General features: G+C 66.5%; 18 protein-coding genes. 16 read left to right on the top strand and 2 right to left on the bottom strand.

Annotation, left to right across the window (positions count from 1 at the left end; genetic code table 11):
- The first annotated feature begins 24 nt into the window (after nt 1–24).
- From ACFW6D_RS19510 to ACFW6D_RS19475, 8 genes are read left to right on the top strand one after another with little or no spacing between them, the layout of a single operon-like run.
- Nucleotides 25–2754 carry a phosphoenolpyruvate synthase gene (locus tag ACFW6D_RS19510; protein ID WP_379329986.1) on the top strand — a complete coding sequence of 910 codons (2730 nt, stop codon included), beginning with the start codon at nt 25–27 and terminating at the stop codon, nt 2752–2754.
- Complete coding sequence (locus ACFW6D_RS19505) at nt 2741–6097, top strand: AMP-binding protein (RefSeq protein WP_379329984.1); 3357 nt, start codon at nt 2741–2743, stop codon at nt 6095–6097. The genes ACFW6D_RS19510 and ACFW6D_RS19505 overlap by 14 nt, the downstream gene beginning before the upstream one ends.
- Nucleotides 6094–6339: an acyl carrier protein gene (locus tag ACFW6D_RS19500; protein ID WP_379329982.1), complete on the top strand. Its 246-nt coding sequence runs from the start codon at nt 6094–6096 to the stop codon at nt 6337–6339. The genes ACFW6D_RS19505 and ACFW6D_RS19500 overlap by 4 nt, the downstream gene beginning before the upstream one ends.
- On the top strand, nt 6336–7424 hold the full coding sequence (locus ACFW6D_RS19495) for an SDR family oxidoreductase (protein ID WP_379329980.1): 1089 nt from the start codon (nt 6336–6338) through the stop codon (nt 7422–7424). Before ACFW6D_RS19500 ends, ACFW6D_RS19495 begins: the two co-directional genes overlap by 4 nt.
- Nucleotides 7421–8320: a nucleoside-diphosphate kinase gene (locus ACFW6D_RS19490; protein WP_379329978.1), complete on the top strand. Its 900-nt coding sequence runs from the start codon at nt 7421–7423 to the stop codon at nt 8318–8320. Before ACFW6D_RS19495 ends, ACFW6D_RS19490 begins: the two co-directional genes overlap by 4 nt.
- A complete protein-coding gene (locus ACFW6D_RS19485; protein ID WP_379329976.1) occupies nt 8317–9288 on the top strand; it encodes a ScbA/BarX family gamma-butyrolactone biosynthesis protein in 972 nt (323 codons plus the stop codon). The genes ACFW6D_RS19490 and ACFW6D_RS19485 overlap by 4 nt, the downstream gene beginning before the upstream one ends.
- Nucleotides 9288–9923 carry a nitroreductase family protein gene (locus ACFW6D_RS19480; protein ID WP_379329974.1) on the top strand — a complete coding sequence of 212 codons (636 nt, stop codon included), beginning with the start codon at nt 9288–9290 and terminating at the stop codon, nt 9921–9923. Before ACFW6D_RS19485 ends, ACFW6D_RS19480 begins: the two co-directional genes overlap by 1 nt.
- Entirely contained in the window at nt 9920–10855 is a 936-nt protein-coding gene (locus ACFW6D_RS19475; RefSeq protein WP_379329972.1) for a hypothetical protein, read from the top strand. The genes ACFW6D_RS19480 and ACFW6D_RS19475 overlap by 4 nt, the downstream gene beginning before the upstream one ends.
- Here the strand turns inward: ACFW6D_RS19475 and ACFW6D_RS19470 are convergent, their stop codons facing one another.
- On the bottom strand, nt 10856–11617 hold the full coding sequence (locus ACFW6D_RS19470; RefSeq protein WP_379329970.1) for an ABC transporter permease: 762 nt from the start codon (nt 11615–11617) through the stop codon (nt 10856–10858).
- Nucleotides 11614–12891, bottom strand: a complete 1278-nt coding sequence (locus ACFW6D_RS19465) for a glycosyltransferase (protein WP_379329968.1) — start codon at nt 12889–12891, stop codon at nt 11614–11616. The genes ACFW6D_RS19470 and ACFW6D_RS19465 overlap by 4 nt, the downstream gene beginning before the upstream one ends.
- Before the next feature lie 118 nt (nt 12892–13009).
- On the opposite strand from ACFW6D_RS19465, the gene ACFW6D_RS19460 reads away from it, so the two are divergent.
- The 8 genes from ACFW6D_RS19460 (at nt 13010) to ACFW6D_RS19425 (ending at nt 23393) form a co-directional block, all read left to right on the top strand.
- On the top strand, nt 13010–15592 hold the full coding sequence (locus ACFW6D_RS19460; RefSeq protein ID WP_379329966.1) for a cytochrome P450: 2583 nt from the start codon (nt 13010–13012) through the stop codon (nt 15590–15592).
- Between the two features lie 199 nt (nt 15593–15791).
- The gene (locus ACFW6D_RS19455; protein ID WP_379329964.1) at nt 15792–16949 is read left to right on the top strand and encodes a ThiF family adenylyltransferase; all 1158 of its coding nucleotides are present in this window, start codon (nt 15792–15794) and stop codon (nt 16947–16949) included.
- Nucleotides 16946–17578, top strand: a complete 633-nt coding sequence (locus tag ACFW6D_RS19450) for a GNAT family N-acetyltransferase (protein ID WP_379329962.1) — start codon at nt 16946–16948, stop codon at nt 17576–17578. The genes ACFW6D_RS19455 and ACFW6D_RS19450 overlap by 4 nt, the downstream gene beginning before the upstream one ends.
- A gap of 147 nt (nt 17579–17725) precedes the next feature.
- Nucleotides 17726–18691 carry a helix-turn-helix domain-containing protein gene (locus ACFW6D_RS19445; RefSeq protein ID WP_379329960.1) on the top strand — a complete coding sequence of 322 codons (966 nt, stop codon included), beginning with the start codon at nt 17726–17728 and terminating at the stop codon, nt 18689–18691.
- Nucleotides 18692–18877: 186 nt separating this feature from the next.
- Nucleotides 18878–19093: a helix-turn-helix domain-containing protein gene (locus ACFW6D_RS19440; RefSeq protein WP_379329958.1), complete on the top strand. Its 216-nt coding sequence runs from the start codon at nt 18878–18880 to the stop codon at nt 19091–19093.
- Nucleotides 19094–19161: 68 nt separating this feature from the next.
- Nucleotides 19162–19605, top strand: a complete 444-nt coding sequence (locus tag ACFW6D_RS19435) for a DUF5990 family protein (RefSeq protein ID WP_379329956.1) — start codon at nt 19162–19164, stop codon at nt 19603–19605.
- 435 nt (nt 19606–20040) lie between these two features.
- A complete protein-coding gene (locus ACFW6D_RS19430; protein WP_379330078.1) occupies nt 20041–21459 on the top strand; it encodes a glyceraldehyde-3-phosphate dehydrogenase in 1419 nt (472 codons plus the stop codon).
- A gap of 515 nt (nt 21460–21974) precedes the next feature.
- Entirely contained in the window at nt 21975–23393 is a 1419-nt protein-coding gene (locus tag ACFW6D_RS19425; RefSeq protein ID WP_379329954.1) for a family 2B encapsulin nanocompartment shell protein, read from the top strand.
- The last annotated feature ends 5 nt before the right edge of the window (nt 23394–23398 follow it).

Raw genomic sequence — 23398 nt, 5'->3', positions numbered from 1 at the left:
CCCGGGGGTGATGGGAGAGCCATAGTGCAGGTGTTGGGTCCGTGGTCCGATGCGGAAGTGATCGATGAGCTCGCGGGCGGGAAGGCACGCGGGCTTTTCGGGTTACACAGCAGCGGGGTGCGGGTGCCGCCGTGGGTGGCGCTCGGTAGTGACGCGTTCGCTGCCTTTGTCGACGCGGCAGGGTTGGGCGGTGCGATAGCGAAGTTCGCCGGGATCACCGAGCTGGAGCAGGCGGTGGTCATCGGGGCCGAGCTGCGTGCCGCGCTGGTGGCCGCGCCGCTGCCCGACGCGGTGCGGGAGCTGGTCGGGCAGGCGAGCGAGCGGCTCGGCACCGGCCCGATCGCGGTGCGGTCGTCGGTGCTGGCCGAGGACGGTGCGGACAATTCGTATGCGGGACAGTTCGACACCTTCCTGAATGTGCGCGGGGTCGAGGCGATCGCCGCGCGCGTGCGGGATTGCTGGGCATCGGCCTTCTCCGAGCGGGCGATTCGCTATGCCTTCGCGCGTGAGCTGCCCCGCGCCGGCGCGCCCGCGGTGGTGTTGCAGCAATTGATCACCGCGCGGGCGAGCGGGGTGGTGTTCACCGCGAACCCCACCACGGGCGCACGGGACGAAGTGGTGATCAGTGCGGTGTACGGGCTGGGGGAGGGCCTGGTGTCGGGTGCGGTGGACGCCGATTCGGTGACCGTCGACAAGGTCGACGGTGCGATGCTCGACAGTGTGCTGGGGGACAAGGACCGCCGCTTCGAACCCGGGGGCGAACAGGGCTGCGAGATTGTCGAGGTGGACGCCGAACAACGCGGTGTCGCCGTACTCGACGACGCCGAGGTCGCCGAACTGACCGAGGTCGGCCGCAAGCTCGAAACCCACTGGGGTGCACCGCAAGACATCGAATGGGCCATCGACGATACCGGCATCTGGGTCCTGCAGTCCCGTCCGATCACCACCCTCGCGGCGCCGCCCGCTCCGGGGCGCACGGTGGAACTGCGTGGTGCGGGCGAGACGATTCCGGCCGGTGAGCTGCGAATCTGGGACAACTCCAACATTATCGAGAGTTTCAACGGCGTCACTTCACCGCTCACCTACACCACCGCGGCCGATATCTACGGCCGCGTGTACCGGGGTTACGCGCAATCGCTGGGGGTGCCCGAAGAACAATTGCGTCAGACCGATGCGTGGACTTCGGTGCTGCTGGGCACTTTTCACGGCCACGTCTACTACAACCTGCTGCACTGGTACCGCATGGTCGGCATCGCACCCGGCTATCCGCTCAACCGCAAGGTCCTCGAAGCCGCACTCGGCGTGGACGAGCCACTCGAAGACGACATCGCGAAAACGCTGCGCCCGTTCGTATTCCGCACTACCATCGGCCGGTTGCGCTCGCGCGCGCTGACCACGGTGACCTACGTTCGGCGGCTCTTCGGCATCGATGACATGGTCGAACAGTTCAGCGCCGAGTTCTACCGCGTCTACGACGAATACGACGCCCTGGACTACACCACCCTGACCGGCCCGCAGGCGTACGAGGCCTACCGCAAGGTCGACAAGGACCTGGTCGAGCGCTGGGGCCCGCTCATGGTCCTGGACGCGATTCTGCTCACCCTCACCGGCTTCACCTATCTGCTCACCAAGCTGTTCCTGCCCAAGGCGCCGGAGTGGTTCCTCTACGCCGTGGTCGGCCCGGGAGCCGATGTCGAATCGGCCGAGCCCGCCCGCGCCATGACCGAGCTGGCACGGCTGGTGCGCGCGGACGCGGATCTGACCGAACTCGTCAATTCCACTGCGCCGGAAGATATTTACGCCGAGCTGCAACAGTCCGGTCGCGAAGGCTTCCTCGCTCAGGTGGACAGCTATATCGAGCGCTACGGCTACCGCAGCCTCGATGAGCTGAAGCTGGAGACCCCGGATCTGCGCGAGGATCCGGCGAGCCTGTTCGTCATGCTGCGCAGCGCCTCGGGTCGCGTCGGTGATGCCGCCACCGCGAGCCGCTCGGTGGAGGCCGATGCCTACCTGGACGCGAACCTGCGCGGGCTGCGCCGCCGCGTCTATGAGCGCCTGCGTACCAAGGCTTCTCGCTGCGCCGCGCACCGCGAACGGCTGCGCTTCTGCCGTACCCGCGCCTTCGGCATGATCAAGCGGATGATCCGCGTCATGGGCCGGGACCTGGTTGCGCGCGGGGTGCTCGACGAATTCGCCGACGTGTTCTACCTGACCAACGAGGAACTGCGCGGCTCCTACGAGGGCCAGGACACCACGGGCCTTCGCGAACTGGTGGCTGGCCGAAAAGCGCTGCGGGCGAGGGACTCCGCGCTTGTGGCCCCCGCTCGATTCCGCACCGTGGGACCGCGACTGGGCCGTGCGGAGCTGGCGGGACAGGGCTGGGTGCCCATCACCACCACCGCTGCCGCGACAGTGGGTACGGTGCTCGCCGGAACGCCCTCTGCCGCAGGCGTAGTCGAGGGTCTGGCGGTGGTCGTGGACGAACCGCGCGATGTGGCGGGTGGCATTCTGGTCGCCTATCGCACCGATCCGGGCTGGGTGGCGGCTCTGCCGTCGGCCACCGCGCTGGTCATCGAGCGGGGCAGCCCGCTGACCCATGTGGCTATTGTGGCGCGTGAACTGGGCGTGCCGACCGTGGTCCAGGTCAAGGACGCTGCCACGCGATTGCGTACGGGTATGCGCATTCGCGTGGATGGGGTCAATGGCACGGTCACGGTACTCGCCGAAGGAGTTCAGCTCGATGAAGCTCTCTGAAGATTGTGCGGCCGTACGGGATTGGCTCGCCCACCCGTCGGAGACCGCCGGTATCCACCTGGCTGACGAGGACGACGGCTGGGAGTACCGCAGCTACCGCGAACTAGCCGATCAAACGTGGTCGATCGCCGCGCTCATGCGTGTGCACGGACTCGGCGACGGCGACGGCGCCTGCGTCATCATGCCGACCGGATTCCCCTGTGTCGCCGCCTTTTACGCGGTGTGGGCGTGCGGTGGCGTGTTCACGCCGGTGGCCCCGCCCATGTTCGGCGACCTCGAACAGATCATCGCCCATATCGCGGCCATTCTGGAGCAGGCCACTCCACGCCTGGTGGTGACCTCGCCGGAGTTCGAAACCTTCGTGCGTCAGGCCGCCGAACGCGCGGGCTACGGCGAGGCCGTGCTGGTGATCGATACCGCGACCCTCGAACCTGCTGGTGAGGCACGGGAATTCGGTGCGCCAGACGAAGTAGCGCTGCTGCAGTTCACCTCCGGTTCGACCGGGACGCCCCGTGGCGTGCAGGTGAGCTGGCCGAACCTGACGAACAATATCGCCATGATCACCCGACTGTTGGAATGGCAGCCGGGTGAAGTGATGGTGTCGTGGCTGCCGCTCTACCACGATATGGGTCTGGTCGGCGCGCTCCTCGCCACGGTGACCAACCAGGGCGGGCTCTACCTCATGCGCCCCGACCAGTTCGTGCGCGAGCCTGCCCGCTGGCTGCGGACCATGACGCACGCCCAACACTCACTCTCGCCGTCGTTCGCGCTCGGCTATGTGGCGCACCGGGTTCGGCCCGAGGAGATCGCGGACCTGGACCTGTCCGGCTGGCGGACCCTGGCGATCGGTTCCGAACCGGTCGAGGTATCGGACCTGATGTCGTTCGCGAATCTCACCGGGCCGCAAGGCTTTTCCATGGGCTCTTACACGCTGGCCTACGGCCTCGCCGAGGCGACGCTCATGGTGACCTCCTCACCCACCCGTCGGCCGATCACCGCTTTGCGCATCGACAACCCGAATCTGCGTTTCGGACAGCGGGTTCCGGTGCTGGAGGAGGCGCTCATCGATGACGCCCGCCGGGTCGAGGGCGCGGGCTGGATCACCGGCCTCGGCTACTCCACCCCCGAATCGACGGTGACCGTTGTCGACGACGAGGGCCACGAACTCCCCGACGGCGTACTCGGTGAGATGGTGGTGACCGGCGGTTCGGTGGCACTCGGCTACGCCGGTTCCGCCGGTGCGGGCTCGTCGACGCATATCAGCGACGGCAAGCTGTACTCGGGCGACGCCGGATTCCGCTATCGCGATGAGGTTTTCGTACTCGGCCGGATGGGTTCGAGCCTGAAGGTGCGCGGACGCCCGGTGTTCATGGAGGACATCGAATCCCGGATCGCACAGGACACCGGCATCACCAAGGGAAAACTCGCCGCCGTCGGCATCACCGACGCGGGGGAGCGGGGTATCGCCCTGTTCGCCGAGACCACCGCCGGTGACTGGATCACCGAGGCGCGCAAGATCATTCGTGGTCATCTCGGACCCGCGCACACCATCAGCATCGTCACAGGCCCGCGCGGGCTCATCAGGCGCACGTCCAGCGGCAAGCCGCGTCGCCGCCACATGTGGCAGCTGCTGCGCGACGGCGCGCTCGACGGGGCGGTGGTGCACGATGCCGAGACTGCCCAGCCGGGTCTGCCCGAGCAGCGGGTCCGGCGGTTGCTCGACGCCGCGCTGGAAGCCGTCGCGGTGCCCGCCGATGCGGCCGTGCTCTTCGAAGGCTCACTGGCCGAGGGGTTCGGCAACGAGGGCTCTGATGTCGACTTCCTCGTCGTCGCCGAGGGCTCCGAAGAGCTGCCCACCCTGCCGACCGTGCTGTTCCTCGACGGCAGGCGGGTAGAAGTGCGCACCCGATCAGTGGCGCAACTGCGACGCCAGCTCGAGCAGGTCGCGGCCGCACCGAGCGAGGATCTGCTCAATCGCTGCCAGCGCTTCCTGCGGGCCACGGTGCTGCGCGCGGGGACGGTCGATCTCGACGCATTGCGCTCGATCATCACCTACCCCGACTTCAGTGCGGTGACAGCCGACTGGTGGGCCGCACGCGCCACCCAGGCCCTGCGTTTCGCTGTCGCCCTGCGCGCCTTCGGTGCTCGAGCCGAGGCCGACGAATGGGCCGCCGACGGTCTGCTCCAAGCTGTGAAGAGCTGGGCAGCCCGCCGCGGTGAGACCTATGTCGAAACCAAATGGCTGCCCACGCAGCTCGATCGCCTCGGTTCGCACGCGCTGATCGACCGGTATCGGGCACTGACCGATCCGGCGGCCGATCGTGGCGAGCGAACTCACTGGGAACAGCTGCTGACTCTGGCAACCGAACTCGGCATCACCGACATCGCCGACGACCCGCACCGCATCATCTTCGCGCGCAGACCGCAGGTCACGACCTGGTCCATCGGCTCCCGCGTGCACGTGCTGCGCGCGGACAACGAGGTCTTCGCCCTCGCCGATGACGCCGCGATCGCCTGGCGTTCGGTGGTGTTCCGGCATTCGGTGCGCGATGTACTGGCCCGTGCACGCCATGACATCGGCGGGTCACTGGCCGAGTTCGTCCGGCTGGGTCTGGTCGGATTGCAGTGGCGCGGAGGTGACGTCATCGAACCCGCGCTGGCGATGTGTAAACCGGTGCAGCCCTATACCCCGGTGCCGAGTACGGCCGCGCCCGCGTTGGGGTTGTCCGGAGCCGCATCCGCGAGCGAAATCGCTTCCCTCGTACCGCTTTCCGCCGCCAAGTTCACCGAATGTGGACTGAACCTGGTGTTCTCCAATGTGGTGCTGGAAAATGCCCGTGAAGACCTCGTCGGAGCCATCAAGAGCGCGCAGGGTGCGGTCGCCGACATCTCGGGACATCGACTCACCGCCATGGGTGTGCGGGTGATGCTGTCCGCGTTCGGAATCCAGCCTCTGCCCGCCGATGTCGCCCCCGTCGACACCGTGCGCCGATTGGTTCCTCCGCACGCACCACAGCGCGAGGAGTTGCTCGCCAAGCTGGAAGCGGCACGGCAGGTGCGGTTCTCGACAATCATCGCGACCGGCGGTGACCCCCTCGAAGGCCTCGCGGTCCTCGACGACTTCGTCTCCCTGGCGCGTCGCGTCGCCGGAGAACCCGACTCCGTTAACGGTTTCCCTGCCTCGTTCGATTCTCGCGAGCAATGGCAGCGCACCCTCGCCATCGGATACGACTGGTTGCGGATAGCGGGTTACCTGAAGACCGAACTGCCCCTGGACGAAATGCGCGACCTCCTCGCCAGCGGCGGGCAGCAGCCGCACCTGCGTGAAAGCGAGCACTCATGAGCACCGATCCCGCCGCCCGCGTTCGCGACATCGTCGGCGCCATGGCGCCGCAGCCGCCCGTGGAACTGGCCGACACCCACAGGCTCATAGAGGATCTCGGCTACGACTCCCTGCGTCTTATGGAGCTCACGCTGGTGCTGGAACGCACCTTCGGGCTGCCTCGATACCGCCCTGAGGACCTCATCGGCGTGTTGCGGGTGGATCAGGTCATCGAGCTGGTGGCCCGAACGGTGGCCGCATGAGTGCGCGGGACCTGGTGCTGGTCACCGGCGCCAGCGGCCTGGTCGGTGCCGAGGTGGTGGCGCGATTCAATGCCGCCGGTCTGCCGGTAGCCGCTGTGCTGCACAGCAATTCGTCGATCATCCGCAATGACGGCTCAACCGCCGAGGCTCAGCTTCGGGTCGCGGGTGATATCCGCACGCCGGGGTTCGGGTTCCTGCCGAAGGACAAAGCCGAACTCGCCGGACGCGTGGGCATGATCGTGCACTCCGCGGCGACCACCGCCTTCGACGCCACCGACGTCGCCTACGAAGAACTGAATGTGCGCGGCACGGCCAACGCGATCGAATTGGCTCTCGAATGGGGCGTGCCGCTCGTGCACGTGAGCACCGCCTACGTCTGTGGCATGCGCGGCGGCACTGTTCCCGAGGAGGAACTGCCCGCCGGGCACGCCTTCGGAAATGGCTACGAGGAGAGCAAGTTCCGCGCCGAAGCACTGGTCCGCGCGGCGGGCGAGCGCGGCCTGCGCTGGGCCATCGTGCGGCCGGGCATCGTCACCGGTGACAGCACGACGGGGGTGATTCGCGAGTACAAGAACCTCTACACCGTCGTCAAGCTCATGGTCGAAGGCAAGCTGCGCACCCTGCCTGGCCGCTACGACGCGACGCTGTCCCTCGCGCCGGTCGATCACGTGGCCGATGTGATCGCCGCCGCTGCACTGGAGTTCGACGCCGCCGAAGGGCGCACCCTGCACGCACTCGGTCGCGACACACTGTCCCTTCGCGAGGTCTCCGACGTACTCGCGGAGTACCCGTCCTTCGAGGTGGCCACTTTCGTCCCCGAAACCACCTTCCGCGCCGACGATCTCGATGCCATCGAACGCGAGTACTACCTGCGCATCGGCTCGCTCTACACCAGCTATTTCAAACGCCGCATGGTGTTCGACACCGCCGCGGCCGATGCGGTTCTCGGCCGGTCCGCACCGGCCACCGGAAAGGACTATCTACGTATGCTCCTGGACTACTGCTTGGAGTCGGGCTACCTGGGCACGCCGCTGGTGTCTGTCGCGGAGATGCTGGCGCGCATCGAGATCGGCGGTCGAGCATGACTGTGGAACCCCTCCGCGAACTCCTCGCGGAACTGACACCGTCCGAGCCGAAAGTCGACGCCTACGTCGGAGACACCTATGTGCTCGAGACCGTCGAGCAACTCGAGCGAATGGGGATCGATGCGGCGACCTTCGCCAGGGAGCATTCGCTGCTGCTGCTCAAACCCGACGCGATAGTCGCGCGTGCCGTCGAGCCCACCCTGCAATGGTTGGGCGAGAACGGTTTTCGCGTGGTCGGCGCGCAGCGCGTAGCGGTGGACCGGAATCTGGCGCGCGCCCTGTGGTACTTCGCCTGGAATATCGCCTCACCGCAACGCCGCCGTCTGGCCGATCTGCTGGTGGGCATTTCCGATGTGCTGCTGCTGGTCATCCAGGGCCCGGATACCGAGCCTCCGGTTTCGGTCCGCCTCACCGCGGCCAAGGGGGCGACCGATCCACGCAAGCGGCAACCGGGCGAGCTGCGGTACCTGCTCGGCAGGCACAGCTATCTGCTCAATCTCGTGCATTCGCCGGATGATCCCGCCGATGTCCTGCGCGAACTCGCCATCTACTTCGATGAGCGGACCAGATCCAGGGTGCTCACCCAAGCGCTCACGGGCACAGACCAGACGGCGACGGCGACGGCGCTCGCACACGAGCTCTATGCCGAAGCCCCAGCCCGCAGTTTCGACCGCGCGGAGGCGCTCACCCGGGTGTGCGCTGAGCTCGAGCGGCCGGAGCCGGAGTCCGAGGCGGACTGCGCCGAGCTGCTGGAGGCGGCGTGGGCCGCAGGCCGGGACCTGGATCCCTGGTCGGTCATCGTGCTCGGGTCCTACGTTCTTCCCATGCGCGTCGGGTCGCAGCCCCAAACCTTGCTGCCGGTCAGCGTCGACGATTGGCTGGAGGCACGACCGTGACCCATACCCGAGCCGTGACGGCCGCCCATATCCGCACCGTGCCCCGGGCGCTCGCACACCGGCAAGCTGTCGCCGAAGTGTTCGTGACCTCCCTGGACGCGGTCGCACCCGACACCTTCGTGGTCGGCGCCCAATTGCCGCGTATGCACGCCCATTACGGCGATCACGTCGGTGCGCTGAGCCTGCGCCATGATCTGGTAATGGTCATGGAGGCGGCCCGACAGGCCTCCATCGCGGTGACCCACGAGTTCTACGACATCCCCACCGATCGGGCGTTCCTGGTCCGCACTTTCAACGGCACCGGGCCCGACACCACCGCCTGGGATATCGGCACCGCACCGGCGGATCTGGTCATGCAGGTGCGGGCATTGCGCACGCACTATCGGGGCGATGACCTCGAGGGCTTGGACCTGGTGCTCGACATCAGCTGCGCGGGTGTGCCCATGACGACCGTGGACGGATCGTTCTCCTGGGTTTCGCCGAGCCGATGGGCGGGAATTCGGTCGGGCTTCCGGAAACAGCTGGGGCTCGGTGTGTTTCAGAGCGCCGCACCGGTGGGTGAGCGCGCGCCCGCGGCCCTCGTCGGCCGGGAGAACTCGCGCAATGTGGTGATCGGACCGCCGACGTCGAGTGACGGCATCACCCGCGCGGCACTGGTCGCCGATACCTCGCATCCGATTCTGTTCGACCACGAGCTCGACCACGTTCCCGGCAATCTGCTCATCGAAGCGTGCAGGCAGATCGCACTGGCCGCGCTGCAACCCGAACTGCGCAGATTGATCAGTGTGACAAGCACTTTCAGCTCGTTCGTCGAGCTGGATCTGCCTGCGGAATGTGTCGCCGAAATCGTCGACGTCGGCGTCGACTCCACGGTGGTGCGCTGTGAGATCAAACAGCAGGGCGCGGTGGCGGCTCGCATCGATCTCGAATTCGCCGGGGGCGCGGACGTGTCAGGGGCCGACCGTTGATGGGCGTGGAGCTGCTGACCACCACGCGAGCGTTCCGGCGCCGATTGGATCTGCACCGCGAGGTCACCCGAGAGGATCTGCTGGCCTGCCTCGACATCGCGGTGCACGCCCCCAGCGGCACCAATCGGCAGCCGTGGCGCTTCGTGGTGGTGCAGGATCCGGAGCTGAAACGACAGGTAGCCGAGTACTACCGAAAAGGCTTCGCCGCCTATCTGTCGGCGCGCACGCCGCGACCGGATCAGCTCGCCGACCTGGCTTCCGGCAGATATCTGGCCGAGCATCTGCACGAGGTCCCCGCGCTGGTGGTGGTCTGTGCCCTCGGTCGCCCGCCCGCAGAGCCCTCCGCGCTGCGGTTGGCCAGCTTCTACGGGTCGATCTATCCAGCGGTGTGGAACTTCATGCTGGCCCTGCGCGAACGCGGTCTCGGATCCACCATGACCACCGCGCATCTGGTCTATGAGCGTGAAGTCGCCGAGCTGCTCGGCATTCCCGATGACGTCACCCAGGTGTCGCTGCTGCCGGTGGCGCACCTGCTGCCAGGCACGGACAAACCCGCGCCGCGTCGCACGCCAGCGGTCGAGGTCACCGGGTGGGATGGCTGGGACGGGCCGATGCCGGGAGAGCGGCGGACGTGACCGCCGAAACCTCGGCCCGCCCGAACGTTGTCGTATCCATCGGGCGGATCGTGCGATTCACCCGGGTGATGTACAAACCGCACTACCTGCTCTACGGGGTGCTGTGGGTACTCGCACTGGAGGGCACGGCGGCCCTTGTCTCACAACCGGATAAGGCGTGGAACCCGACCGGTGCGACAGCGGCGCGCATTGCGATAGTGGCCGTCGTACTGCTCTATCTCCGCATGGTCGACGAACAGAAGGACCTGGAGTACGACCGCATTCACAATCCCGATCGTCCCTTGGTCACCGGGGCGGTCAGCGCGGTCGAATTACGCTGCGCCATGGGCGTTATCGCGTTCGTTTCGATCGTCGGCAGCCTGGCGCTGTCGGTGACCTCAGCGGTCATGATCGCCGCCGTGCTCGTGTACGGGCTGCTGCTGTGGGGGTTGGAGCGGCTGTCGGAGACCGTACGCACGAACATTCTGCTGAATCTCGTTGTGACGTACCCGGTGCAGCTGATCGTGACCGGGTACGTGGTGCTGTCGGCCGTGGACACCGGGGAGGTCGGGTCGAGTGGGCACGTAGCGGTCATCGCGGTCGTATTCGCGGGTGCGTTCTTGCAGTTCGAGTTCGCCCGTAAGACCTCACGGATCAACAGGCCAGGGGAACTGCTGTACTCGAACGCGTTGGGCACATCCGGCAGCGTGGTGCTCTCGCTGCTGCTCGCACTGGTGGCGGTGGTGTGCGAAATCGCGGTAGTGCGGCCTTGGGACCACAGGGGTCCCGCCGTCCTGATCGGCTGGATCCCCGTGGCGCTACTGCTGATTCCCGCCGCCGGAGCCTGGAAATTCCATCGATCGGACGAGCCGGACTACCCGGCGGTGCCCGCGGTCCTTTTCATCCTGGCCCTGTACCTCACGCTCATCGTCCAAGCGTTCGTCCTGACCTGATCAGCGGTGCGCCAGCCGCCCGTAAACGGTTGCGGCACCGGCGAATCCCATCCCCGCGAGCACCACGCACCACACCACCGCCACACCCCACTGCCCAGCACCTGTCGCGTCCAACTGCCCACGCACCGTGTCCACGATCGGCGTCGCGGGCTGGTGTTCGGCGAAGCCCTGCATCCAGCTCGGCATGGTGGTGGTTCGCACGAACGCGCTGCTGACATAAGGAATGAAGGTGATCGCGTAGGTGAGCCCGCCCGCCGCCTCCGGGTTGTCCACGGCCATCCCGAGTGCGACGGCAATCCAGGTAACGGCCACCACGAACAGCGTGATGAGCGCGAGTGCCCCGAGCCAGCCGAGTGGACCCGCGGCCGGGCGATACCCGAGCGCCACCGCCACACCGACCGCGATACCGATGGCCGCCACGGTCCGAACCACGCCCTCGACGACATGTCCGGCGATCAGGGCATGCCGGAACATGGGCAGGGTCCGGAAGCGATCGATACTGCCCTTCGTCATGTCGGCGCACACCGCGGTGGCGGTGATCGACGCGCCGAATCCGGTGCAGAGCAGCATGATTCCCGGCACCACGTAATCCAGATACGGCCCACCTACATCGATGGCACCGCCGAACACGTAGGTGAACAACAGCATGACCAGAATCGGCATGGTCAGCGAGATGATCAGCGTGTCCGTGCTGCGCAGCGTCCGTCGCGCACAGCGCCGGAACATGACGAACGTATCGGCGAGGACCACAGGCGTCGTCACTTCGCGGCAGCCTCGACGAGGTCGGCGGCATACTCGGTCGTGCCCTCGGTGCGCAGCGTGCGCGCGAATTCCGCCACCCGAGCGCGCCGCTCGGCGGTGAGCAGCGGGGCCAGCTTCTGCTCCAGCCGCGCCGCCGTGAGTTTCGTGAACGGTAGATGCGCGCCGAGCCCGAGCCGTTCGACCTGCCCGCCCCACAGGGGCTGCTCGAACGATACCGAGCACACCAGCGTCGGCAATCCGGCGCGCAGGCTCTCGAACAGGGTGCCGATACCGCCGTGATGTACCGCGGCGGCGCAGCGCGGGAACACGGCGTCGTGGGCGAACTCGCCGACGATCTTGACCTGTGCGCCGTGGCGAGCCGCCCCGGTGTCCAGATCACTCCAGCCCGCACTCACCAGCGCGCGCACGCCCAGCCGGGCGGAGACCTCGTCGACCATGGCCAGCACGGCGCCCGCATCGCGAATCGGCATGCTGCCGAAGCCGAAGAAGACCGGCGGATCACCCTCGTCGATCCAGGAGAGAATGCCGTCGTGATCGCCCGCCAGATCGCCGACCGCCACCCGGGTGTCGTGATCGAGGGTCAGAAAGCCCGTGAAGGGCCTGCGCTCGTCCCACTGCTCGGGCAGGCCCGGCACCAAGGCGGGATCGTAGATCTGGATTTCGGTGACATCGGCGCGAGCAAGGGTGGCGGCCGGGCCCGCGAACGACTTCTTCAGGCCCAGCATGTCCCGCAGATCATTGAGGTAGCGCGCGAACACCACGCGGCGCAGGTTCTCCGCGAGCGTCCACGTGGCCCGATTGATCGCGGCCGGTGGATTCCACTGCGGAGGCAGTGCGCCGGGGAACGGGTAGGCGCTGTTGGCTCTGATCGGGAAGTAGTGCACGACGACCAACGGCACACCCATGGCCTCGGCCACCGAACTCGCGCGATCCTCGGTCACCGTGCTCGCGACGATCAGGTCGGCGCCCGCGCACACGTCGATGACCTCGCGATTCATCTGCTGGGCGTACCCCGACATCTGTTTCGCGACCAACTGCATCAACCGCAGGGTGTTGCCCGCCGCCAGCGCTCGCTGACCCTCGTCGGAGCTGTAGAGCTGCTGAACATCGGGCCCGCACGCGCGGGCCTCGAGCCCGGCAGCGGTGACGAACTCGACCAGGTTCGGCGGGGCTCCGATCAGCACATCATGACCACGCCGTCGCAGCTCCACTCCCAGCGCCACAATGGGGTGCACGTCGCCACGGGTTCCGGTGAGCGGTATCGCTATGCGCAAGGTGCTTCTTTCGGCGTCGGAGTGGGGCCCATCGACAGTGTGTGCTGCTCGGTACACCGTCCAGACCAAGGAAATATGGGCATTTCAGACAGCGTCCGACATCCGTACAATGGCATCGGTGCATATCGCGATGTTCGTGGATTATCACCCGGCCACCCTCGGTGGTGTCCAGACCGCGGTCGACGCCCTGCGTCGCGGGCTCGAGCGGGCCGGTCACCGCGTCACGCTGTTCGTCGCGCCATCGCCCGGGCTGACGTCCGACGACCCGAATGTCGTGGAGTTGCAGCCACTTTCGGGCCTGGCGATGAACGGCTTCGCGGTGGTGGCGCCCACCGGGCGTAACGACACGCTGATCGACTCGGTGTTCGCCGCGCGCGGACCGGTCGATGTCGTGCACACCCACACAACATACGGCGTTTCGATCGCGGGCATGAAAGCCGCCCGGCGGCACCGGATTCCGCTGGTCCACTCCGCACAGAGCCGCGACGACGCGTTCATCGAGCACAATTCGCCCGCTCCGTATCCGGCGGCATTGGTCCTGCGCGCGCTGCACGGGCGTTTCGTACCGCACAGCCATCACATGCCCCGACGGTCGGAGAGCCGGGCCGCCCGCCACGCGTGGTGGACCATCGTGGCACAGGGCCAAGCGGCCGATCAGGTGATAACCCCGACCCGCCACTTCGCCGACCTCCTGGTCGAGCACGGGCTCACCCGGCCGATTCGAGTGATCTCCAATGGTGTCGACGACACACTGCTCGACAGCATTTCCGTGCCGGAGCCCGCGACGGACGGTCCGCTGCGACTGGTCTGGTGCGGGCGGCTCTCCGCCGAGAAACGCCTCCTCGAATCGATCGAGGCGGTGCGCCACACCAGCAACTGCACGCTCGACATCTACGGGGAGGGCGATCTGCGCGGCCCTGCGGAGCGCCTCATCGCAACGTATCGCCTGGCAGATCGAATCCGACTGCACGGAAGAGCGACTCAGGGCCGATGCCTGGAGGCGATGGCCGCGGCCGACGCACTGCTGTTTCCGTCCCATGGTTTCGACACCCAGGGCATGGTGTTGCTCGAAGCACTGGCGGTTGGCCTGCCGATCGTCTACTGCGATCCCGCACTGGACGAGACGGTTCCCGAGGGCGGCGGCGTTCGTTCGGCGAACCCGTCCCGCGAAGCGCTCACCGAGACCCTGGTGAAGCTGGCCGCCGATCGATCGGTGCTCGCGGAGATGCGAAAGATCGTGGGGGAGCTGACCGATTCGGTGCGCCAGTCCCGCCAGATCGAATCGGTTCTCGAGATCTACCGCCGCGCCGGCGAAACACATGCCGAGCACGCGGAACAGCCACTGCCGCGCACCCTCGCCGAGGTCCCCACCGCTCCTGGCGAGCTGCCGGTGCTGGGACACAGTCTGCGCGCCCTCACCGACGCCCCCGGCTTCGTGACCTCACTCTCCACCCTGGGCCCCATCGTCCGAATCCGCTTCGGCAACAAGACCGGCTACCTCCTCACCACTGCGGAACTGGTCCGCGAAGTAGCCCTGAGCACAACCGAATTCGACCGAGAAGACCTCCGTGAGGCCATCGAGGACGTAGCAGGCGGCTCGGTCAATGTCCTGCGCGGTGAAGAGCACAAACTCCGCCGCAGAATGATCTCGCCCGCGCTGCGACAAACGCGCCTGGCCGAATACGCCCACACCGCGGCCGATATCGCCAACACCTGGGCCGCCGGACTCCCCGCGGGCACACGCGTGAACCTCATGGACGAAGCCCACGGCCTCGTCCTCGACACCGTCTCGGCCACCTTGTTCACTGCGGACTTCGGCGCCACCGCCCGCCGCGAAATCCGCGACAATGTCCCCTGGCTGCTGAGCCAGGTGATCATGCGCACCGCCCTGCCCCCGCAGCTGCGCCGCCTGCGCGTCATCGCCAACTACCGCTGGCGAACCAAGGCCCGCCACCTGCGCACCGCCGTCGGCGCGATCATCACCGAATACCGCCGCCGCGACGAAGATTTCAACGACGTGGTCTCCGCGCTCATCCGCCACACCGACAGCGAAACCGGCGCGACCCTGTCCGACGACCACATCATCGACGAGGCGATCCTCATGCTCGCCGGTGGCGTGGGTTCGATGGCCTCCCTGGCGGGCTGGCTCTGGCACGAGGTCATGCGTCATCCCGACGTAGCCGACCGCCTCTACGCCGAACTCGACACGGTGATCGGTTCCGACCCGGTGACTCCCGAACACCTTCCCGACCTGCCCTACCTCAAACAGGTGGTAGCGGAAACCATCCGCTTCTGGGGCCCGTGGATCAGCGCCGCCAACGCCACCGAAGACATCCACCTGGGCACCCTGACGATCCCTGCGGGTTCCCCGATCATGTTCAGCCCCTACATGGTTCAGCACGACCCCCGCTACTTCCCGAACCCGGAATCCTTCGATCCCGCACGCTGGGACCCCGACCGCTCCGATGACGCCGCCAAGGTGGCCAGCCTCTCCTTCGGCGTAGGCCGTCGGCGCTGTCTGGGCGATCACTTCGCCATGCTCGAAATCGCCCTGGCCACCGCGGCCCTCCTGACTCGCTGGCGGCCTACCCCCACTCCCAAGCCCGGAGTCCGAGCATCGAACCGGGACTTCGTCCTCTCACCCTCCGCCCTGCCGGTGGTCCTGCATCCTCGAAAGCTTGCGGGATCATTGCGAGGCTGAGACATGGCGATCGAATAGGTCACGTTTCGTACACGATCGATTGCTAACAGCCCCAGTTGGATTGGGGAATTGCCGCGCCATGCCGGTGGACCGAAGGTCGGTTAGCTGAAGGTGTGCTGAGTGTATTCTTTGCGCGTCCTGGTCGACAGAGACGAGCGGATGTCCGTTCGCCTCATGAGCGTCGGAGGTTTGCGCACACATGGTTCGGCATCGCTCGGATCCGCGTCCGGCGGTACTCACGCCCGACGCGGCAACATCGCATTTCCGCCCAGTGCTGCTCGATGCATCGAGTCCGGACGGATTGCGTGACCTGGAGGCGCTGGCAGCGTCGAGTTCTGTGACTGCAGTGCACGACACGATCGACGATCAGCTCGACGAATTGATCCGCTGCGAAGACCCTGCTGTCGAGCATTCGGCGGACTCGCTGGCGGCGTCGCGTCGTCGGATCTGTGGTGAGACACCGCTGTGGCGGTGGGGAACATGGGTGTTCTATCCGTGGAACGGCCGGTTGGTACATGTGTTGGGGCGCAACGATTTTCAGCGGTTGCGCACCGATCGCAATCGCAGCAAGATCGACCGGGCGCAGCAGCGCGACCTGCGTGCGCGGCGGATCGGTGTGGTCGGGCTGTCGGTGGGCAACAGTGCGGCGGTGACGCTGGCGATGGAAGGGGTCGGCGGATCGTTCCGATTGGCCGACTTCGACACCCTCGGGCTGTCGAACCTGAACCGGCTGCGGGCCGGGCTGGGTGATCTCGGGGTTTCCAAGGCGGTGCTGGCGGCGCGTCAGATGTTCGAGATCGACCCCTACCTCGACATCGAGGTGTTCACCGACGGGCTGACCGAGGAGTCGATCGGGGAGTTCTTCGATGGATCCGGCGGCGCGCTGGATTTGCTGGTGGAGGAATGCGACACCGTCTGGGCGAAAGTCGCTGCCCGTGAGTACGCGCGGCGCCGCGGGATCCCGGTCCTGATGGACGCCAACGATCGCGGCCTCCTGGATGTGGAGCGTTTCGATCTCGAACCCCATCGCCCGCTGTTCCACGGCCGCACCGGCGAGGCGACCTCGTCCGATGTCGCGAGGATGAACCGGGACGAACTGCTGTCGTTCCTGCTGACGGTGGTCGATGAGTCGCGGCTCAGTCCGGCGATGCGTGGGGCTGTCGGAGAGATCGGCCGGAGCCTGTCCAGTTGGCCGCAACTCGCCTCCGGGGTGATGCTCGGCGGCGCCCTGGTGGCGGACACGGCCCGCCGGATCCTGCTCGGCGAGCTGATCGAGTCGGGGCGAACCTATATCGACCTCGACGAACTCATCCCCGCTGTCGACGAATTCGCGCGGGTACTGGAGGAAGTCCGTTGACGATCGACCTGGGCAACGTGGAACTGGTCGGCGCGCGGCTGCGGTTGCGTGAGCTGCGCGCCGGTGATCTGGGCGTCTACCAGCGGATCTTCACCGACCCGCAGTTGACCCGATACATGGGCACCGACAGCCTGGGCGTCCAGGCGGCCGCGTCGTCGTTCGAAGCCGCCGTGGGCTCCCGCGCTGAGAGTCCGCGGCGCAAGTACACGCTGGCGATCACGGCCTCGGATGCCGACACCATGGTCGGGACCATCGGCCTGCTGGTCGAGGATTTCGGCAGCAACGCGATGATCGGCGGTCTGGTCGTGGTTCCGGAAGGAACGCTGCGCGCGGGTGGTATCGAGGCGGGGCGACTCATCGCGGCATTCGCCTTCGGGCCGCTCGGGATTCACCGGGTATGGGCGGGGCACCGGCAGGATCATCCGGTGATGGACACGGTGATGTCGGGAGTGGGCTTGACGCCGGAGGCACGGTTGCGGCAGCTGTACCGAACCCAGGGCCGGTGGCGCGATGTGTGCACCTACGCGGCTGTGCGACCGGAATGGGCTGCGACGGCGACACCGGCCGAACGTCGAATCCTGGCGATGCGGCCCAGCGCGGCAAAGGAACACGCCACCGCGGGTCGGTGAAGTCGGTACGCGAACCCTGCCGAATCGGGCTCAGGACGTCCCCCAGCGCGATAACATCGCCGACTACAGGCCGATGCAGTCACCTTTGCCCGGCGATGGGGGACTCCACCGCCGCGAGAATCCGAAGTAGAGATCACAATGGCAGTGTTGATCGACTCCGATTACTTCACACCGGCGGACCGGCCCGAGGCGGTCACCGCGATCCTGCAGGAAGCCGATATCGGGGCGAACCTGCGGATGTGGGATTCGCCGGCCGAAGTGGTCAGCCGACACCAGGCCTGGATGCTTGGCCCGATCGCGCTCACCCGCTCGGAGGTATCCGGTCACCAGGTCTGCCGAACCAGTCGGCACGAGCGATCGACGCCGAGCGACACCCTGACGGTCACCGTGCAGACCGGACAGGTACGCAGGCACGAACAGTTCGGCGCGCAAACGCTGATCGAACCCGGCTCCTGCGAAGTGATCGACTTGGCCCCCACCTTCGCTTCCGGCTGGCACGGTCTCGGCGGAACGCTGTGCCTGCAGTTGTCGAGGGAGCGTCTCGGCATCTCCGCCGAAACAGTCGTCGCAGCGCACGGGCACCTGGCGGCCTCGCCGCTGTACCCGATGGTCACGGCGCAGATCCAGCATCTCGTCGCGATCGCCGACCAGCTCGAAGCCGATCCGGCCTCCGCCTCGGTGGGTGAGTCGTGCCTGGAAATGGTTCGGGCGCTCCTGATTTCGGCGGCCGGTCGCGGACCGGGTGACGGCGGCGCGATTCCGGATCAGCTGCTGATCGAGCAGATCCTCGGGTATGTGCGCACACACCTGTCCGATTCGACCTTGAAGATCCCGAAAATCGCCGCCGCCAACAACATCTCCATTCGGCACCTGTACAAGGTATGCGCGCAGTCGGGTATCAGCCTCGAGCAGTGGATCATCGAACAACGCCTGGTCAGGGCCCGTGACATGCTGATCGACATCGGCTACGCGCACCGGTCCATCGCGTCGGTGGCCGGTGCCGTGGGTTTCCGCGACGCCGCCCACTTCGCCCGCCGGTTCCGCGAAGCATTCGGCATGACACCACGTGACTGGCGCCGCAGCAACACTGATGCGGACAGCACACCGAAGTAGCGATGAGTGCACGCACGTTTGTGCGTGCACAGTCAGTTGCCGTGCAGTCACAGCCTCCATCGCGGGCCGATTCACCGATATCTTTCGAATGTGGCTGCGCGAGACCGCATCACGAGTACGAGTGTTCGCCGATGGGCACCCGCACTGATGCAGTCCGCGCCGAGGCGTCGAGAGAGAGGGGAGACCATGTCCACGAGGATCGGCAAAGCTATTCGTGCGGCGAGGATGGCCTCCGGATTCACCCAGGCGGAGTTGGCCGACTGGATCGGAATCGCGGACGGAAACCAGATCAGCCGTTGGGAACGCGATGTGGTGAGACCCAGCGCCGACAGTGTCGGCGAGTTGTCGAGAGTCCTGGGGGTGCGTCTCGACAACTCGGTAGGAGACGCGGTGTCGTGCTGATCTGAATGTCGTGGCGTCGGCTCGATCCAGTGCGAGCCGGCGTCACCCAGGTGCCGCAGAATGGACGGATGTTCATCCGAATCGTGGGGACGCAGCTGCCCGGGTCGTCGTGTCGGCCGGCGGGGATCGACATGGCGTATCCGAACATCCACGTCGGTGTGCAGCGGAGGAGTCGTCCGCAAGAATTGCTCGACCTTCAGCGCGGCGACGCGGAAACCGTCACGTGGACGGTGGAGTGCACTGTTGTCGACGCGGATGTTCGTGGGCCTTATATCCAGGGTCGTCCGGGAGAGCGGTTCCTCTACCTCAGTTGGGTCGCCGTGGATGATGCCGGAACGGCCACCATGTTTCGACGGGCCAAACTGATGCTCGCCGACGTCTCCACCGAGACCCTGGCCGCCGCGGCGGAATCAGGTGTACTGGAAGCTCGACTCGGCCTGACCGATGCAACCGGAAACCCGTTGTGCGCCAGGGTGAAACCACCCATGATCCGCTGGACTGCCACCAGCTGACCGCGTGCCGGCCTCGGCCGAGACCAGTGCTCGTCGATCGAATCCGGCGAGGGCGCGGCCACCTGTAGCTCCTGTGCCACGTCGAGCCCGATCGTCACCTGGCAATGGTGCGACGATCTCGCCCTCGGCGCCCTCGCCTTCGACTTCTGGGGCTGGCCGCCACTCGCCGACGAATTCGTCGCCCAGTTCACCGCCGAACTGGGCCACCGAACCGAGCACCTCACCGGCAAGTTCTGAATCGGCGGGAGTCCGTCAGGGGAGATGTCGGGGCGGGTGTCGGTGCGACGCCGATCTCACCGGTGGGGAGTGGCCCACGGTGAAAAATTCCGTGCTCACTAGCATCGATGCAGCGGAAATATCGTTGAAACCAGAGGACGTGTGTTGACTACCGAACAACTTGATCGCTGGAACGCTCAGGAAGCTGCGGCGGAGGCGATGATTCCGATCATCGGGACGTTGTATCGCAGCAAGGGTGTGACGATTCTGCTGCACAGCCGGTCGCTGGTGAACAAGTCGGTGATCAGCATTCTGCGCACGCACCGGTTCGCGCGCCAGATCGGCGGCGAAGAGCTGTCGGTGGACGAGACCCTGCCGTTTCTGCAGGTGATCAGCCGGTTGGATCTGGGGCCGTGCAAGATCGATCTGGGTCAGCTCGTGATGGCCTATCACGCCGACGCGCGTGGGCTGTCGGTCGAGGAATACACCTCCTCGGTGCTGGCCGAGGTGAGCGACGGCAACAAAGCGGTGTCGCAGGGGCCGCGTGATGTGGTGCTCTACGGGTTCGGGCGGATCGGGCGGCTGGTCACCCGGCTGCTGATCGAGAAGGCCGGGTCGGGCAACGGGCTGAGCCTGCGCGCGGTGGTCGTGCGCCGGGGTGGCGACGACGATCTGGCGAAGCGGGCCTCGCTGCTGCGCCGGGATTCGGTGCATGGGCACTTCAACGGCACGATCAAGGTCGACGTCGAGAACGAGACGATCACCGCGAACGGCAACGTCATCAAGTTCATCTACAGCGATGACCCGACGACGATCGACTACACCGCCTACGGCATCGACAACGCGATCCTGATCGACAACACCGGCCGCTGGCGTGACCGCGAGGGCCTGGAGCAGCACCTGCGCCCCGGCATCGCCAAGGTCGTGCTCACCGCGCCGGGCAAGGGCGACGTGCCCAACATCGTGCACGGCGTCAACCACCGCGACCTCGACCTGTCGCAGCAGATCTTCTCCTGCGCCTCCTGCACCACCAACGCGATCGTGCCGCCGCTCAAGGCCATCGACGACGAATTCGGCATCGTGCGTGGACATGTCGAGACGGTGCACTCGTTCACCAACGACCAGAACCTCCTGGACAACTACCACAAGGCCGACCGTCGCGGCCGCTCCGCGCCGTTCAACCTGGTGCTCACCGAAACCGGTGCGGCGGAGGCCGTCGCGAAGGCGATGCCGGACTTCAAGGCCAAGATCACCGGCAACTCGATCCGCGTGCCAACCCCGGACGTCTCCGTCGCGATCCTGAACCTGCAGCTGACGCAGGACACGACCAAGGAAGACGTGCTCGCCTACCTGCGTCAGGTCTCCCTCGCGGGCCCGCTGAGCCGCAACCTCGACTACACCGCCGCCACCGACGCGGTGTCGAGCGACTTCATCGGCTCGCGCGCGGCCTCGATCATCGACGCCAACGCCACCATCGTCGAGGGCGACACCGCGATTCTCTACGTCTGGTACGACAACGAGTTCGGCTACTCGTGCCAGGTGGTGCGGACCGTGCAGTACATCTCGGGCATCGAGTACCCGACGTATCCGCAGTTGGGTGCGCAGGCCGACACGCGCGAACTGACCGACGCTCGGTAGCTCGCCCGCCTCGTGTGCGCGAAGGTCCTCTGCCCCGACGGGTAGGGGACCTTCGTCGTATCGACCGGGAAACATCGCGTGTGGGCGGTGGCTGCAAATCTGGACGACTGACTGAGATGTGTTGTCGGACAGTGAGTTCCCGTCGGCGCCGACGATGGTAGATCGCCGGATCGCTCGCGCGCAACGTATTCGTTTTCGCGCATGGGACCGGCATGTCGGCATGCCGGAAGGGATTGCCAGACAGTCGCTCTCGTGGTTTCCTTGTAGGGGGAGAGCGGCGTTCGTGGCTCGAGTCTGATGAGCCCGAAGTGGTTGTGTCACAGTTCAATCCACCCCTCTCCCTTCTGTCGATGACGACAACCCGTGCTGAAATATCCGTTTGTCATGTCATCGACAATCTGAAATAGCTTGTGCTACCAGGCGATTGCTTCGAATCGCCGCCGCTTCGCTGCTCGTGATCTTCACCCCGTATGGCTCGTGCTCGTCCACATGCACTGCGACAAAAGGGATTTCACATGACAGAGTTGGCCGAACCCTTCGCCCCCGCTGCGTCCACACAGCAAAGTCTCAGCACCGCCGCCGCGCGCAATCTGGCCACCACCACCAAGTCGGTGCCCCAGATGCAGGGCAAGACCTCGCGCTGGCTGCTGAAACTGCTGCCGTGGGTGCAGGCCGACGGCGGCGTCTACCGCGTCAACCGGCGACTGACCTACACCGTCGGCGACGGCCGGATCACCTTCGTCACCACCGGTGCGAACGTGCGGGTGATCCCCGCGGAGCTGCGCGAGTTGGGCTATCTGCGCGATTACCCCGACGACGGCGCACTGGACACCCTCGCCGGCCGCTTCGTGCAGCGTGAGTACGCCGCCGGGGAAAACCTCGTGACTCTCGGCAGCCCGGCCGAGGAGCTGGTGTTGATCGCGCACGGCAAGACGAACAAGGTCGGCGCCGGCGAATACGGGGAGAGCACTGTCCTCGCCACCCTGGCCGACGGCGCGTTCTTCGGCGAAGAGGCGCTCACCGGCCAGGATTCGACCTGGGGCTACAGCGTCAAAGCCCTCACCCCGGTGACCGCGCTCGTCCTGGACCGGACGGCGCTGGACGAACTCGACCGCACGATCCCCTCGTTGCGCGCCCATCTCGACGCGGTCGCCGCCGATGCCGAACGGCTCGCCCAGCAAGCCAACGATCACGGCGAGGCGCGCATCGAACTGGCCTCCGGCCATGTCGGCGAACCGGTGCTGCCCGGCACCTTCGTCGACTACGAAACCTCCCCGCGCGAATACGAATTGAGCATCGCCCAGGCCGTGCTGCGCGTGCACAGCCGCGTCGCCGATCTCTACAACAAGCCGATGGACCAGACCGAGCAGCAGTTGCGGCTCACCATCGAAGCCCTGCGCGAGCGCCAGGAAGACGAACTGGTCAACAACCCCGACTTCGGTCTGCTGCACAACGCCGACCTCGACCAGCGCATCTCCACCCAGTCCGGCCCGCCGACGCCCGACGACCTGGACAACCTGCTGGCGCTGGTCTGGAAGGACCCGTCGTTCTTCCTGGCGCACCCGCGCGCGATCGCCGCGTTCGGCGCCGAATGCAACCGCCGCGGCCTCTACCCGACCAGCATCGACTTCGGCGGCCACAAGGTGCCTGCCTGGCGCGGCATTCCGATCCTGCCGTGCAACAAGATCGGCGTCTCGGCCACCAACACCACCGCGATCATGCTGATGCGCACCGGCGAGGAAGACCAGGGCGTGATCGGCCTGCGTCAGACCGGCATCCCCGACGAATACGAGCCCGGCCTGAACGTGCGATTCATGAACATCGACGAGAAGGCCATCATCTCCTACCTGGTCAGCGCGTACTACTCGGCGGCGGTGCTCGTGCCCGACGCACTGGCGATCCTGGAGAACGTCGAAATCGGTCGCGAAGGCTGACGGCG

Source organism: Nocardia sp. NPDC058705 (genome assembly GCF_042749305.1).
Classification (GTDB): Bacteria; Actinomycetota; Actinomycetes; order Mycobacteriales; family Mycobacteriaceae; genus Nocardia.
Note: the sequence above shows the minus strand (reverse complement) of the source record. Positions and strands in the feature narration are given on the sequence as shown.

Bases quoted from the DNA above. Each gene is read 5' to 3' on its own strand.
- ACFW6D_RS19435 (WP_379329956.1), top strand. From the start codon at position 19,162: ATGTTCATCCGAATCGTGGGGACGCAGCTGCCCGGGTCGTCGTGTCGG.
- ACFW6D_RS19505 (WP_379329984.1), top strand. From the start codon at position 2,741: ATGAAGCTCTCTGAAGATTGTGCGGCCGTACGGGATTGGCTCGCCCAC.
- ACFW6D_RS19490 (WP_379329978.1), top strand. From the start codon at position 7,421: ATGACTGTGGAACCCCTCCGCGAACTCCTCGCGGAACTGACACCGTCC.
- ACFW6D_RS19430 (WP_379330078.1), top strand. From the start codon at position 20,041: ATGATTCCGATCATCGGGACGTTGTATCGCAGCAAGGGTGTGACGATT.
- ACFW6D_RS19500 (WP_379329982.1), top strand. From the start codon at position 6,094: ATGAGCACCGATCCCGCCGCCCGCGTTCGCGACATCGTCGGCGCCATG.
- ACFW6D_RS19480 (WP_379329974.1), top strand. From the start codon at position 9,288: ATGGGCGTGGAGCTGCTGACCACCACGCGAGCGTTCCGGCGCCGATTG.
- ACFW6D_RS19455 (WP_379329964.1), top strand. From the start codon at position 15,792: ATGGTTCGGCATCGCTCGGATCCGCGTCCGGCGGTACTCACGCCCGAC.
- ACFW6D_RS19425 (WP_379329954.1), top strand. From the start codon at position 21,975: ATGACAGAGTTGGCCGAACCCTTCGCCCCCGCTGCGTCCACACAGCAA.
- ACFW6D_RS19495 (WP_379329980.1), top strand. From the start codon at position 6,336: ATGAGTGCGCGGGACCTGGTGCTGGTCACCGGCGCCAGCGGCCTGGTC.
- ACFW6D_RS19440 (WP_379329958.1), top strand. From the start codon at position 18,878: ATGTCCACGAGGATCGGCAAAGCTATTCGTGCGGCGAGGATGGCCTCC.